This window comes from Dyadobacter sp. CY327, assembly GCF_021390415.1.
In the GTDB taxonomy this organism is placed as follows: domain Bacteria; phylum Bacteroidota; class Bacteroidia; order Cytophagales; family Spirosomataceae; genus Dyadobacter; species Dyadobacter chenhuakuii.
This window is the reverse complement of sequence record NZ_JAJUXJ010000001.1, coordinates 784585-799212: the sequence shown is the minus strand read 5'-3', so window position 1 is coordinate 799212 and position 14628 is coordinate 784585. Positions and strand designations below refer to the sequence as shown.

Genomic DNA, 14628 nt, shown 5'->3' with positions numbered 1-14628 from the left:
ATGAAAAAGATAACAATACTATCCGGTTATATCATGCTGGCAATGCTCACAGGCTGTGATGATTTGCTGGAAACAACGCCTTACGGACAGGTGACTTCCCAACAATACTGGCGAAGCGGCGATGATGTGGTGGCGGCAGTGAATGCAGTTTACGCGCCATTGCTTGAAGAAGACGGTTTTGCCCACACAGAATACACATTTGATAACTGCTCGGATGACATGAACCGCGCGGGCGACCATTCGGATGAAACGGCTTTGGAAATGTTCACTTTCGATGCTTCCAACTCGCACATTCTGGCAACCTGGAAAACCAAATACGAAGTCATTTCCAGGGCAAATGCTGTGCTGATTAACGCCCCAAAAGTTGACATGGACGAAACATTGCGCAACCGCAGCATGGGTGAAGCCTACTTTTTGAGAGGTTTTATCTATTGGAGACTATCGCTCATTTACGGTGAAGTGCCCATTTTACTTGAAGAGGACGCATTAGCATTAAATTTTAATAAGCCAAAATCAACATTGGCAGAAGTCCGCGCACAAGCTCAGGCCGACTTTATTAAAGCTGCTTCATTGCTACCCGTGTCGCATGCAGATGGTGATGCAGGCCGCGTTACCCAGGGTTCTGCGAATGGGTTTTTGACCAAATTATACGTGTATCAGGAACAATGGGCGAAAGCAATTGAGGCGAGCACGAAGGTGACATCAAATGCTGCCTACAAGCTGGCCACTGGCTTCAACCAGAATTTTGAGCTGGCCACAGAAAACAATCCCGAAATCTTGTTCTCGCTGCAATACGAAACGGGCTGGACGGCCGACAACTCCCCTACTTTCTACCATACGCCGCAGGCATTCGGCGGCTGGGGCTTCCATGAGCCGATTGCGGATCTTGTTCAGGAATATGAAAAAGGCGATACGCGCAAAGCATCTTCCATTTTTAGTCCGGGTGATAAGGTGGATCGCAATGAAGCTGGCGTGGAAACCTTCGACGCAAAGATGACACGTGTGACAGGTTATGCATTCAAAAAATACACGCAGTTCGCTGAAAACGGCGATATGAGCCAGAGTTTGAATGCGCCGTTTTTGAGAACTGCCGATGTTTATCTGTTAGCTGCCGAGGCAAAGATTCGCTCGGGTGCAAATGGTGACGCAGAATTGAATGTCGTGAGAAAACGCGCTGGATTGGCTGCTATCACGGGTGCAACCATGAAAAACATCATGCACGAAAGGCGCGTGGAATTGGCTGGGGAAAACGAAAGACATCAGGATCTGATGCGTTGGGACAAAGCCGGATTGATCGACATTGTAGCACATTATAAGATTAACCGTGGCCCGAACAAGCCCAGCCGCAATTTCGTTAAGCCAAAACATTACTATTTCCCGTTGCCGCAGCGCGAGGTGGATTTGAGTAACGGCGTTTTAATCCAGAATAGCAATTATTAAGTTTTGATCAAAAAAGGAATTTCATTGATCTGCCTGCTTGTCTTTTTTACGGGATGCTCGTCCCGTGAAAAAGACATTGTAGGTTTATGGCGAACCGATTCCATTTCCAATTATGTAAATGGTTTCAGTTTTACCAACAATACAAAAGATGCACATTGGTCCTACTTTGACTATCGGGCCGATGGAACATTGTTCGAAAGAAGAAAAGGCGAATACCGCAAATCGCGCTATCAGCTAGGCTCCGCCGATTCACTCTTTTACACGGATTCGACGGGCAAAATCTTGTCAGGCTATAAAATCCTGGATCTCAACGAAAAGATTATGGTCTTAAAAATGTCGCAGAAGCCTTATTTGTCCGGAAAAAATCAGGAATTGTACGAAATAAGATATTTTTCAAAAGCAGTTCCAAAAGGCAAATAAGCTATCCAACCAGCACCCTAACCTTCTTAATCCGCTTCTTATCAGCCGATTGCACTTTAAAAGTCACTTCCCGGTGTGTCGCCATTTCGCCTGTGCGCGGCAATCTTGAAAACAATTCGAGGAGCAGGCCTGCTAATGACTCATTATTGCCCCTTACTTCGTCAAAATAATCCGTTTCCAGGTTCAGAAGTCGACAAAGGTCGCTGATAGAAACTTTTCCTTCGAAAACGTAAGTGTTATCGTCTACCTGGGTGTAATTCACTTCATCATCCTCGTCATATTCATCATTGATATCGCCGAAAATCTCTTCAATGATGTCCTCCAATGTGATTAATCCGCTCGTCCCGCCATATTCGTCCACGACAATGGCCATATGCACACGGCGATTCTGAAATTCCTTCATCAGATCATCCAAATGCTTGCTTTCCGGGATGAAATAAACCGGGCGCAGCAATTTTTGCCAGTTGAAATGTTCGTCCAAATGAATGTGCGGCAACAAATCCTTCACGTTCAAAATCCCCTCAATGTGATCCAGGTCATCCCGGTAAACCGGCACCCGCGAGTAACCCGATTTATTTATTTTATCCATCAATTCATGGAAATCCAGCTCAATATCGAATGCTGTAATGTGCAGACGCGCCTGCATGGCCTTCTTTGAATTGGTCTGACGGAAATTAGCCAATCCGCGTAAAAGGTCGGTTTCTTCTTCACTTTCCGCTTTTGCTTCCAGTCGCTCGGTTGTGATTTCGGCCCCTTCCGGCGTAAGCACGCCAAATGAATAGCCCAGCTTCATAATGGGCTGCGCAAGTGGCTGACAAATCTTGATCAGGAAATTGGTAACGCCCGAGATCTTCGGAATAAATTCCAATGCACGTCGCGCGGCATTGTAGCGGACCATCGCATCCAGCCAGATCCATAGCGCGAGACAGCCAATGAAAATCCACTTGTAAACATTATTTGGATCGTCCTGAATGTGAATCCAGGCAATGCGTGCTGCCAAAAGCAGAGCGAGCATCGTAATTCCACGCTGAATCAGCGAAAGGGCAAGCTGCTGAATGCGGTTTGGGAGCGTGCTTTCGGTATCACTTTTTCGTTCCCAGGGATTTTCCAATGCACCGGAGGCAGCATATGCGGCGCGGACGCCGGAGAGAAACAGGGAAACCAGGAAGAGGAATATAACCAGGATCAGGTCGTAAGGCGCAAGGAAATCAGTGGGTATAATGACTCCTGCAAATAAAGTTTGCGTACATCTTTGGGGGACGGTAATCCCCGTACGCGTTCGGGCAAGCGGATCGTCGCTGTCTGCTGTTTCTTTCACGAATTGGTTTGGAAAAGTTTGCAATAAACTTTCGTTTAAATAAATGTAGCGATTCTGTTCAAAAATATTATTCCAATCGACTATAAAAGCTGAAATAAATACATTTGAGCAGAATCGCTGACTTTTTGTAATTGCTTAGAACGGCAGATCGTCATCATCATTCCCGGCTGCCAGTGATGGCGGGATCGGGTCGGATGATCGAGGTGATTGCTGTGCTCTGGGTTGTGAAGATTGTTGTGCATAACCGCCGCTGCTTTCGCCGCCGCCAGACCCAGGTGCGCCCGGACCGCCCAGCAATGTCATGCTGTTTGCGCGGATCGTAACGCCGGTTCTTTGCTGTCCTTCTTTGTCAGTCCAGCTGTCGGTGCGGATGCGGCCTTCGATGTAAACCTGGTTTCCTTTTTTCAGATATTTTTCCGCCACTTTGGCCAATCCTTCCCAAAGCTCAATGCGGTGCCACTCCGTATTATCGACGCGTTCGCCACTTTTGTTGGTGTATGATTCTGTTGTTGCAATGTTGAATTTGGCCACTGCCGAGCCGCTTTCCAGATATCTAACTTCGGGATCGCTGCCCAGATTGCCTATCAAAATGACCTTGTTAACGCTTCCTGCCATGATTTCTAATTGTGGATGATTTGTTTAAGTTAATATTAAAGATACGGATGTAAAAGCACTTTTAAATATCCTGTTCGCTGATTTTGCCCGTAATTTTATGTTTCAAAATTAATTTATTCCGCCCGTCATGCGTCATTTCCTGTTTGATCAAATAATATTCGTCATTATAGGAAGTGTAGTTTGAAGGTTTGGTCACGCCTTCCTGTCCGCGCCAGACCGGCAGTTCCACTTTTTCCCAAAGCTTGGTTTTCGCCGATTTGTAAGCTGCATCAATCACTGCATTCACAACATAGCCATCATAAAAAGTTTCCGCCGCTTCCCTGCCATTTTCCACTGCATTGAACATGTCGGTAAACATATGGTTGTAGCCCAGATCATTCACCTCGTCCCCCACCGGAAACAGCCAGCCTGTATTGCTTTCGGCCTTTTCAGCTACGTAATCCTCTCCTTTTCCATCTGCATTCTGCCCTGTTGTGAACATTTCAAAACCCGTCCGCAGGAAATTGTTGATCCAGATCGTTCCTTCTGTTCCCATGACCTCGTCGCGCAAGTCCATGCCGCCACGGAAAGTCCAGCTCACTTCAAACTGCCCGATCGCTCCGTTTTCATATTTTACCAATGCAATGGCATGATCCTCAGCATCAATGGGTTTCACCTGCGTGTCCGCCCAGCACATGACTTCAATGGGCTTAATGTCCTTACCAATAAAATTGCGTGATATTTCAATGCAATGACAGCCCAAATCCAGGATACAGCCGCCGCCGGCCTGCTCAATGTCCCAGAACCATTCACTATGCGGACCAGGATGCGCTTCACGAGATTTTGCCCAGATTATCCTTCCTAATGAGCCGTTTTTGACACTTTCGAGCGATTTTAAAAATTTTGGTGTGTAACAAAGATCTTCCAGATAACCTGCAAAGATTCCTGCTTCCTCTGTCGCCGTCATCATCCGCAATGCCTCCGCCGCATTACGCCCGAGTGGTTTGGTAGAAATAACAGCCTTTTTATGTTTCACGCAGAGCTTAACTGCCTCTTCATGAACATTATTAGGCAACGCAATGCACACCATATTCACATCCGGGTGCGCAATCACTTCTTCCATACTGGACGACCAGAAATCGCAGCCATAGTCTTTGGCGAACTTTTGGGCACTTTCATCACGCCGTGCGTAAATGGCAACTACCCTATCCCGGCCCCGCTGCCCGTTAATGGATTCAGCGTAAAAACGTCCGATAAAACCGGAACCTAACATTGCAATTTTCTGCATAATCGTATTTTGAAGTTGTTTAGGAATAAATTCAAATGGCCTTACCTGTGGGAAATGGCCCTATCTAGATGCGTCTGCTAGTTGGTCTTCACTTCACTCTCCCAGCCAGTTGATTTCAGCGCCGGATCATCTTCTTTTTTAAGAAAATCGGCATCGCCAAAGGATGAAGCATCCCATTCGAGCAAAGCCCGGTCAGGAACTACGGAAACCGGAACACGCCAGGATGTGGAAGTTTCGGCGTAAGCAATGTTGGATTGTGAATTATAACAGGAAATCAGGGACCAGCGCGGATGATCGGACAAATTAGCTTCCGACCTGTGCATGAGGTTACTATGAAAGAATAATGCGTCGCCCGGTTCAATTTCACAATAAACCAGCTCCATCGTTTTCAATGCATGATTCACCATTTCCATATCCGCGCCCACCTGCTCACCTGCAAAACCATGATTGACACGACCCATTTTATGAGAGCCCTTAATGACTTGCAAACAACCATTTTCCTTGTTTGCAGGCGTTAGAGCGATCATTACACTCATTAACTGATCCGGGAATATAAACTGATTTTTATACCAATAACCATAATCCTGATGCCACTCCCAGGCACCGCCGACCTTCGGTTCTTTCTGCATTAACTTGGTATGAAAGTGACAAACCGGACTTTCCTGCCCCAGCAACTGCCAAACCGAATTGACCATGCGTTCGCTGCGGATCAGATAGCCAAAAACGTCATCACCCGGCGTAAACCAGAGCGAAAGCTTCGTCTTCTTCCCCGACTGGTCATTCAGGTCCATCGCATTTTTCTGCATCACCGAATTCTCAACCGCCGTCCGATATAATTTATCAGTCTCTTGTTCCGAAAACAGCCCTTTCACGACCACATAACCGTCTTCATGGAATGTCTTAATCTGGCTTGTATTTAAACTAAAACTTGTCATAACTCATCCGTTTTACGTGTTTAGTACAAAAATATATTACTTAAAATACAATTCCTCGCAGATTACGAAGATTAAAACCATTTAGACGTGAAGGTTTCGAAATGGTCACAAATATTTTTCTTCTTTTAAAACTGTATCGATCAAAATCGGCTTTGGGAGCGTCTCAACCTCGCTTTTGGAGAAAAAATAAATATTCGGGGGAAGGTCGACGGGCTCGTTTTCGGGGATAGTCAGCCACCAGAACTGCACGTGAAGCTTCTGATGGGTCAGCAAGTGAATGTATAATTTCGGCACCTGGCGGATAGTCCCTTTTTTCATTATTGCCAGCAACATTGGGTTATCGGCCAGCTCCTCTGGTGAATCGACGTGGGCAGCGGATTCAATTAAGAGAAAATCATAAAGTCCTTTCCAGATATCCTTAGTGTTCCGCTCCTGCATGGCCAGCTTATCACCTTGTTGTATGATAAAATAATTCAGGAAACGGTTTTTCACTTTCAGTTTTTTGGCCTTCACCGGAAGTTCATTCTGCACATTGAATGCACAGGCATAGCAAATGTCATTGAACGGACAAATGCTGCAATTGGGCGAAACAGGCACACATTGTAGCGCACCGAACTCGATCATTGCCTGGTTGTAAGTCGCCGGATCTTCGTGCGAAATCAGCGCTTTCGCAACTTTGGCAAACTCCTTTTTCCCTTCATTGGAAAGCATATCCGCCTTGATCCCGAAAATCCGAGACATGACCCGGTACACATTCCCGTCAATCGCCGCAACGGCCTCGCCGAAAGCGAAAGATGCAATCGCTGCGGCTGTGTAATTCCCCAAACCTTTTAATTTCGAGAGGGTTATTGCTGTTTCCGGAAACCTGCCTTCAAATTCGCTGACGATCTGCCTCGCCGTGTAATGCATATTTCTCGCCCTGGAATAGTAACCTAAGCCCTGCCAGAGGCGCAGCACATCGCGTTCATCGGCATTGGCGAGGTCGAAAATGGTGGGATAATTTTCCAGAAACTTCTCATAATAAGGCGTTCCCTGGGCGACTCTGGTTTGCTGGAGAATGATTTCCGATAACCATATTTTATAGGGGTCCGTCGTTTGTCGCCAGAGCAAAGGCCGGTGGTTTTTGAGATACCAGGATTTAAGTTTTTTGTTAAAATCATCTACCTGTAAAGGGTCTGATATCATAATGTTTGTCCTTATGTACGCTGTTATTTAACCAATTAGAAAAAAAATGAAAACGCCTTCCTTTTAAATCTTGGTAAAATTAGCGTACCTTTGTGTTCCCAAAATTTAGAGGAGTAAGTAAATAAATGAAATAATATCCACTTAAAGTAAACAATCAAAGTGACTAAGGCAGACGTAATCGCACAGATTTCTGAGAAAACAGGTGTAGACAAGGGCGATGTTCAGCAAACGCTAGAATCGTTCTTCACCGTGGTAAAGGACTCACTTTCTGAGGGAGAGAACCTTTATGTAAGAGGTTTTGGTAGTTTCATCAATAAAAAACGTGCGCGTAAAGTTGCCCGTAATATTTCGAAGGGAACTTCAATGATCATTGACGAGCACTTTGTACCGAGCTTCAAACCTGCAAAAGTATTTGTAGAGCAGGTAAAAGAAAGTGACAAATTGAAAGCTGTCGCTGAAAAGTAATTTACCTGAAAAGGTTTGGGTTATAACAGTATGAAAAAGTCTATTTTCCTTTCTTGTGTGCTTGCAGTTGCTCTTGTCGGAACGCTTTTCAGCCTTCCCAAGGTGGTTGTTAATACCAAAGGCAAGGAAGTAGGCAACGAGAGAAACCAGTCTCAGGCAGCTGCTACGGCGGCTGCTCCGGACTCTTCCGTTCAATCGTCATCACATGAAGCCACTATCGCGCCGGATCAGCAAAAAATCGTCGATCAGCTCAGAAATGGCTTTGCGAATGCGAATGATAAGGAAAAGGTTGCAGCGGGCTTGAAGTTGTCTGACAAATTTGCTCAATTGCAAAAATTCGACAGCGCAGCATTTTATGCTGAAAAAGCAGCACTTTTGTCTCCCAGCGTTGAAAATCTTGTCAGGACCGGCGATCGTTATTACGAAGCTTATGGTTTTGCCATTGATGATCAGAAAGCAAAAAATCTGGGAACGAAAACCCGCGAATATTACCAAAAAGCACTTGACCAGAATCCTGGCCTGTTAGCTGCAAAAGCCAACATGGCAATGACTTACGTGAACACAGAAAACCCGATGCAGGGAATTTTAATGTTGCGCGAAGTGATTGACACCGATCCTACCAACGAATTGGCATTGTTCAATTTAGGGATCTTGTCCATGAGATCTAACCAATATTCAAAAGCTGCCGACAGGTTCAGACAGATTTTGACCAATAATCCGGCCAATACAAAAGCGAAGTTCTATTTAGGATTGACGCTCGTGGAACTGGGAAACAAGGAAGAGGCCCGCAAGGTCCTTTCCGAAGTTAAAAAGGAGGAAAAAGATCCTGTAATCCAGCAAGCGATTGGCGAATTGGAAGGTCGTCTGAACAATTGATAAGCAGAAAAAACAATCAATTTTTATTTTAAACGACATAAAACATGCCTTGCGGAAAAAAGAGAAAGAGACATAAGATTTCCACTCACAAGAGAAAGAAAAGACTTAGAAAAAACAGACATAAGAAGAAATAATATACCATGACCGGATTTTCAAAAAAGTCCGGTCATGCCTTCTTCCCCTCGTATGTATTGCCCCTTTCATTCTGAAAGAGGAGGTTAAGTATCAACATTATATAGCCATTCAGTTGGTTGAACATTGAGTAACGAATTATTAATCAATTCTACTCAAAAGGGAGAACGTATAGCCCTTTTGCAGGATAAACGTCTTTTAGAATATCACGTCGAAACACCGGATCAAAGCTTTACCGTGGGGGATATTTACCTCGGTACGGTCAGAAAGCTGGTAGCGGGGCTTAATGCCGCGTTTGTTGATGTCGGTTTTGAAAAAGATGCGTTTCTGCATTATCTTGATTTAGGGCCAAATATCAATTCCCTCAACAAACTGACCAAGGACGTAATATCGAAGCGTCAGACTTCGGGCAAATTGAATAACTTCAAGATGGAGCCCGAAATCGAGAAGCTTGGTAAAATTGATAAGGTACTTTCCAAAAACCAGCCTATACTTGTTCAGATCGTTAAGGAGCCTATTTCTACAAAAGGTCCCAGACTTTCCTGCGACATTTCGATTGCCGGCCGCTATATTGTGCTGGTGCCGTTTTCAAATTCTGTAAACCTTTCCAAAAAGATCACGGACAAAGCGGAGCGCAACCGCCTGCAGCGTCTGATGTCGTCCATTAAGCCTGCCAACTTCGGTGTCATTATCCGCACCGTTGCAACTGGGAAGGATGTGGATGAGCTCAATAAAGATTTGCAGGATTGCCTCGACAAGTGGGAAAACGGGATCAAAGCATTGAAAGATGCCAAGCCCCGCGACCGGGTTATAGGCGAGATGAACCGCGCTTCTTCCATCATCCGCGACATGTTGAATGAATCATTCGACAGCATTACGGTTGATTCCAAAGAGGTTTACGACGACATTAAGGCTTACATTCACAACATTGCGCCTGACAAGGAGAACATTCTGAAACTGCACAGTGGTAAGAATAAAATCTTTGAACAATTTGGTCTTGAAAAGCAGATCAAATCCCTTTTCGGACGTTCTGTAAGCTTGCCCAATGGCGGTTACCTGATCATTGAACATACTGAGGCGCTGCACGTTATCGACGTAAACAGTGGTAACAAGTCCAATTCAGAGGAAGATCAGGAAGCGACTGCATTGAGCGTCAACCTCGAAGCAGCCAAAGAAATTGCCCGTCAGTTGCGGCTTCGCGATATGGGCGGGATTATTGTCGTCGATTTTATCGATATGAAGAAGGCGGAAAACAAACGCGTTCTTTTCGATACAATGCGCGACGAGATGAAGGGTGACCGGTCGAAATATACGATCTTGCCGCTTTCAAAATTCGGTCTGCTGCAGATTACCCGTCAGCGCGTACGGCCTGAAATGAACATTGTAACCCGCGAAACATGCCCTACTTGCGGCGGAACGGGCACTATTCAGGCAAGCATTCTGGTTTCGGATGTAATTGCTAATAACCTGGATTACATTCTGACCAAGCAGAATGAGCGTGGAATCACCATTTCACTTCATCCATTCCTGCATTCTTATTTTACAAAGGGATTAATCTCCGAGCAAGTGAAGTGGCTTTTCCATTACAAAACTTGGGTGAAGCTGATCAAAGATACTTCGCTGGGTGTGGTCGACTTCAAATTCCACAACCGTTACGGCGAGGAAATTGAGATTGTTCCGGGTAACTAACAGCCTGATTTAAATCTCAGCATTCACCGTCATTTCCCTTTCCAGTTCGGGCTTCTTTTTTCTTTAAAAGCCAGTACACCCTCTTTCGCGTCTTCGGAAGCAAGAATTTGATCCAATTCTGCTTTGAGAAAACTGTGCTTTTCGCTTTCAGGCATTTGCTTCAACTTTTGCAAAGCTTTCATGCCCTGGTGAATTGCGTAAGGAGCATTCCCGCAAATTTGCACAGCCATTTTCTGAACTTCCTGGACAATGCTTTCGGCTTCTGTAATATGTGTTACCAATCCCAATTCAAGCGCTTTCTCAGCATTATAGCTTTCGCCTGTAATGCACATTTCTAACATCTTCCGCGGAGGGACAATCTGGCTAAGTGAGGCCATCACCTGCATCGGCCATATGCCACGCTTAACTTCCGGCAAGCTGAAAACCGCATCATTTACACTAAAAACGAATGTGCAGCCACAAATGATCAGGAAGCCGCCCGCCAAAACCGGACCTTCAACTTGTGCGATAACAGGCTTACAAACCTCATTAAATGCATCCCCTAACTTCGCCTCTTCGCTGATTGGCGGCAATGTAGGATTCTTGATATCTGCAGAAACGTTATGGAAAGCATTTAAATCGGCACCTGCACAGAAAACGGAACCTTCTGCATTGATTATCAGGCATCGCACGTCATTATGATAATGTGCATATGCCAATGCGAAGATGATTTCCTCGGCCATACCCAGCGTAAATGCATTGCGCTTTTCTGGACGGCTTAGCGTGATGGTGAATATGTGATTGGCAAATGAAGTTTTGATATACAAAAACTTCACCGAATCGAAATGCTGGACGTCGTCTTCTGAATAAAACCGCATACAGGCGCTTGTTAGCGTTATGGAATAGCGGAATGTTTGTTAAGCCTTGTTTACGACACCTTCGAGCATCGTTATATATTGCTTGATTCCCGCCTTGATCTCATGAAGATAGATAAATTCATCCGCACTATGCGAGCGTCCCGAATGTCCGGGGCCCATTTTCAATGATGGGCAATCGAGTAATGCCTGGTCGGAAGTTGTGGGCGAACCGTATGCTTCCCGTCCCAGCTTCAAGCCCTCCAGCACAATCGGATGATCCATCGGAATGCTCGAAGGCCGCAAACGGATGGATCGGGCCGAAACTTCGGATTGAATGTTGGCCTGAATGACTTCAATGACCTCTTCCAATGTATATTGATCCGTTACACGCACGTCGATTGTGAAATTGCAGGCGTCGGGAACTACATTATGCTGTGTGCCTGCATTAATGATCGTCACTGACATTTTTACCGGCCCTAATGTGGGTGAAACCTTTGGAAATTTGTATTCCTGGATCCAGCTAATGTCCTTTAATGCTTTGTAAATGGCATTATCACCTTCCTCGCGTGCAGCGTGGCCGGACTTTCCTTTTGCCGTGCAATCCAAAACCAGCAATCCTTTTTCAGCAACCGCCAGATGCATTTCAGTCGGTTCTCCAACAATGGCGAATGCAATGTCAGGCAACTCGGGGACAACGATTTCGAGCCCTTCTTTTCCTGAAATTTCTTCTTCGGCAGTTGTGGCAATGGCAATGTTGTAAGCAAGATCTGTTTTATCAAAAAAGTAACAGAATGTGGCAATCAGCGAAACCAGGCAGCCACCGGCATCATTACTGCCTAACCCGAACAACTTATCGTCTTCAAAAATCGCCTTGAACGGGTCTAACGTCCAGGATTTATTAGGCTTAACCGTATCATGGTGAGAGTTCAAAAGCAATGTTGGCTTATGCTTGTCAAAATGGCGGTTATAGGCCCACAGATTGTTCTTTTTTTGTTGAAACGGAATGTTTTTTGATTCAAAATATGCTGCAATCAGTTGCGCAGTTTTGTCTTCTTCCTTACTGAATGAAGATGTTTCGATCAGGCTTTTCAGCAGCGCAATCGCCTCATTTGTCAATGTTTGTATGTTTTCCAATGCGCTTACCATCTTACTTGCCCGTCACCTTTAACAATCCATTTTTCGGTTACGAGCTTTTCCAATGCGAAAGGTCCGCGTGCATGCAGTTTTTGTGTTGATATGCCTATTTCTGCGCCTAATGCGAAAACAGCGCCGTCCGTAAAACGGGTTGAAGCATTGGCATAAACAGCAGCCGCATCCACTTCTCTTAAAAACCGTTCAATTTTAACTTCGTCCTTTGAAATGATCGCCTCGGAATGCCTGGAAGAATGTGCCCTGATATGCTCCAAAGCCTGATCTAAACCATTTACAACCTTAACCGAACATTTGTAATCCAAAAATTCCCTCCCAAAATCTTCTTCCTCCGCATGCTGGAGCAATGGATAACCATCTTCTTTAAATATCGCATAAGAAGTGTCATCGGCAAAAATCTCGACATTCCACTTGATAAAATCAGCTTTCAGCTTCGGTAACAGTTCAGCTGCCACTTCCCTGTCCACTAAAATCGTATCCAGCGAATTGCAAACCGATGGCCGGGAAACCTTTGCATTCACCACAATCGCAGCTGCTTTGTCCAGATCACCCGTCTTTTCAATATATGTGTGACAAACGCCTGCGCCCGTTTCAATAGTCGGAACGAGCGAGTTCTCACGCACAAATTTGATAAGACTTTCCGATCCTCTTGGGATGATAATGTCTACAAATCGCGTTGCAGTAAGCAGCTCGGTTACAAACTTTCTATCCGTGGGAAGTAACATTACCGCCGCAGCATCAATATCAAATTCTATTAATGCGCGGTGGATCAAACCCACCAGAAACAAGTTCGAGTAATGCGCTTCCTTGCCTCCTTTTAACACACACGCATTGCCCGAACGCAGGCATAGCGACGCCACGTCCAGCGTAACATTGGGCCGCGATTCGTAAATAACCCCCACTACACCCAGCGGAACTGCTATTTTACGTAGCGACAAACCCTGCTCGATTGTACGCTCCAAAAGCACTTCGCCGCTCGGATCCGGCAAAGCCGCCACATCACGCAGACTTTGCGCCAGTGCCTGAATCCTTTGTTCGTTCAACAACAGCCGGTCCTTTTTCGGGTCGGCGTCGTCCATCACATCAAGGTCTTTCTGATTAGCGGCGATAATGTTGGCAACATTGGCCTGCACCTGAGTAGCAATGTTCAGCAAAAGGTCCGACCGCTGCTGTCCTGTCAGGTTCCTGACCGACGCGGCTGCCTTTTGGGTTTGTTCTAAAAGAGGTAAAATGGATTCCATTATAATAGTACGATGTCGTTGGCATGCGCCACTTCAAAATTCATTGTCTTCAAATTGGCCCGGATAGCGGCCGAATTTTCCCTGGCGCGCGCAACAGCGACCATTTCGCCGGCTGCTGTGTAAATTTCGATGATTTCACCGGCCTCAAATTCGCCCGTTACTTCCATCACGCCCACGGCCAGTAAGCTTTTTCTTTTTAATAACGCTTTCGACGCGCCTTCGTCGATCTGCAATGTTCCGGAAACGAGCCCGCCGCTTCCTAACCACCTGTTTCGGGCAGAAAGTGTGCTTTTGCCGGGATTTATCAATGTTCCCGCGTTTCCTCTCAATGCTTCGAGCAACTCATTTTCCTGCTTCATTCCAAAAATAACGACCTTAATCGCCATTCTTGCGGCCAGTTTGGCGAATGTTAGCTTTGAAGCCATTCCGCCTAAACCGAGGAATGATTTATCAGTCCTTACGAATTTGAAAACCTCGTTCACATTCGATACGTTCCTGAGAATGTTGCCGTGCTCGTCCAGCAACCCGCCTACCGACGTGCAGAACATCAGCGATTCAGCTCCAAAACCCACGGCCAGCAATGTGGCCAGCTCATCATTATCCGAAAATTTCAATTCACGGTCGCTCACAACGTCGTTCTCATTCACGATGGGAATGATGTTGTTTTCCCACAATTCCTCGAACGTTTCTTTCAATTGCAAAAACTTGGCGCGGTTCGCAAAATGCTGTCTTTCGCACAGACTTTGGGCAATATAAATTTTATTTGGCGCGAAATAAGATGCGTACAAACCCACCAGAAGCGGATTTCCAACAGACGCGGCTGCTTTCCGCTGCGTCATCGTGCCTTTGTAATCCTGTATATAAGCCTTCCCCGCACCCACAGCGCCCGAAGAAACAATGATAATCCTGTATTGCGAATGGATCTCCGAGACCTGCCGCGCTATTTCCGAAATGATCCTGACGTCAGGTTCACCTGAGGGAAGGGTTATGGAGGCAGTCCCGAATTTGATTACGAGTATTGGTTTTGACACTTTAAATAGGGCTTGAACGGGACGCAGGC

14 protein-coding genes are annotated in these 14628 nt (G+C 45.7%); 5 read left to right on the top strand and 9 right to left on the bottom strand.

Going from position 1 to position 14628, the window contains the following annotated elements:
- Together LZG74_RS03460 and LZG74_RS03455 are read left to right on the top strand one after the other, a co-directional pair.
- Complete coding sequence (locus tag LZG74_RS03460; protein WP_233795215.1) at nucleotides 1–1440, top strand: RagB/SusD family nutrient uptake outer membrane protein; 1440 nt, start codon at nucleotides 1–3, stop codon at nucleotides 1438–1440.
- Between the two features lie 3 nt (nucleotides 1441–1443).
- Nucleotides 1444–1860: a hypothetical protein gene (locus LZG74_RS03455; RefSeq protein ID WP_233795214.1), complete on the top strand. Its 417-nt coding sequence runs from the start codon at nucleotides 1444–1446 to the stop codon at nucleotides 1858–1860.
- Between the two features lies 1 nt (nucleotide 1861).
- Here LZG74_RS03455 and LZG74_RS26375 read toward each other — a convergent pair whose 3' ends face one another.
- The 5 genes from LZG74_RS26375 to mutY all read right to left on the bottom strand — a co-directional run bounded on the left by LZG74_RS26375 (nucleotide 1862) and on the right by mutY (nucleotide 7180).
- The gene (locus LZG74_RS26375; RefSeq protein ID WP_233795213.1) at nucleotides 1862–3178 is read right to left on the bottom strand and encodes a transporter associated domain-containing protein; all 1317 of its coding nucleotides are present in this window, start codon (nucleotides 3176–3178) and stop codon (nucleotides 1862–1864) included.
- 135 nt (nucleotides 3179–3313) lie between these two features.
- Nucleotides 3314–3793, bottom strand: a complete 480-nt coding sequence (locus tag LZG74_RS03445) for a single-stranded DNA-binding protein (protein WP_255698926.1) — start codon at nucleotides 3791–3793, stop codon at nucleotides 3314–3316.
- 61 nt (nucleotides 3794–3854) lie between these two features.
- Nucleotides 3855–5060: a Gfo/Idh/MocA family protein gene (locus LZG74_RS03440; protein WP_233795212.1), complete on the bottom strand. Its 1206-nt coding sequence runs from the start codon at nucleotides 5058–5060 to the stop codon at nucleotides 3855–3857.
- A gap of 77 nt (nucleotides 5061–5137) precedes the next feature.
- Complete coding sequence (locus LZG74_RS03435; RefSeq protein WP_233795211.1) at nucleotides 5138–5995, bottom strand: phytanoyl-CoA dioxygenase family protein; 858 nt, start codon at nucleotides 5993–5995, stop codon at nucleotides 5138–5140.
- A 105-nt stretch (nucleotides 5996–6100) separates the two neighbouring features.
- A complete protein-coding gene (gene mutY, locus LZG74_RS03430; RefSeq protein WP_233795210.1) occupies nucleotides 6101–7180 on the bottom strand; it encodes an A/G-specific adenine glycosylase in 1080 nt (359 codons plus the stop codon).
- 159 nt (nucleotides 7181–7339) lie between these two features.
- Between mutY and LZG74_RS03425 the strand changes: the two genes are divergently transcribed.
- The 3 genes from LZG74_RS03425 (at nucleotide 7340) to LZG74_RS03415 (ending at nucleotide 10342) form a co-directional block, all read left to right on the top strand.
- Nucleotides 7340–7645 carry an HU family DNA-binding protein gene (locus LZG74_RS03425; protein WP_026631310.1) on the top strand — a complete coding sequence of 102 codons (306 nt, stop codon included), beginning with the start codon at nucleotides 7340–7342 and terminating at the stop codon, nucleotides 7643–7645.
- A 30-nt stretch (nucleotides 7646–7675) separates the two neighbouring features.
- Nucleotides 7676–8521 carry a tetratricopeptide repeat protein gene (locus LZG74_RS03420; protein WP_233795209.1) on the top strand — a complete coding sequence of 282 codons (846 nt, stop codon included), beginning with the start codon at nucleotides 7676–7678 and terminating at the stop codon, nucleotides 8519–8521.
- 258 nt (nucleotides 8522–8779) lie between these two features.
- Nucleotides 8780–10342, top strand: a complete 1563-nt coding sequence (locus LZG74_RS03415) for an Rne/Rng family ribonuclease (protein ID WP_233795208.1) — start codon at nucleotides 8780–8782, stop codon at nucleotides 10340–10342.
- A gap of 29 nt (nucleotides 10343–10371) precedes the next feature.
- Here LZG74_RS03415 and LZG74_RS03410 read toward each other — a convergent pair whose 3' ends face one another.
- The 4 genes from LZG74_RS03410 to proB are packed head-to-tail and all read right to left on the bottom strand — an operon-like array spanning nucleotide 10372 to nucleotide 14599.
- A complete protein-coding gene (locus tag LZG74_RS03410; protein WP_233795207.1) occupies nucleotides 10372–11199 on the bottom strand; it encodes an enoyl-CoA hydratase/isomerase family protein in 828 nt (275 codons plus the stop codon).
- A gap of 39 nt (nucleotides 11200–11238) precedes the next feature.
- Nucleotides 11239–12324 carry a M20 family metallo-hydrolase gene (locus LZG74_RS03405; protein ID WP_233795206.1) on the bottom strand — a complete coding sequence of 362 codons (1086 nt, stop codon included), beginning with the start codon at nucleotides 12322–12324 and terminating at the stop codon, nucleotides 11239–11241.
- Nucleotides 12318–13568, bottom strand: coding sequence for a glutamate-5-semialdehyde dehydrogenase (locus tag LZG74_RS03400; RefSeq protein WP_233795205.1), 1251 nt, complete (start codon nucleotides 13566–13568; stop codon nucleotides 12318–12320). The genes LZG74_RS03405 and LZG74_RS03400 overlap by 7 nt, the downstream gene beginning before the upstream one ends.
- Complete coding sequence (proB, locus tag LZG74_RS03395; RefSeq protein ID WP_233795204.1) at nucleotides 13568–14599, bottom strand: glutamate 5-kinase; 1032 nt, start codon at nucleotides 14597–14599, stop codon at nucleotides 13568–13570. The genes LZG74_RS03400 and proB overlap by 1 nt, the downstream gene beginning before the upstream one ends.
- Nucleotides 14600–14628 lie beyond the last annotated feature (29 nt).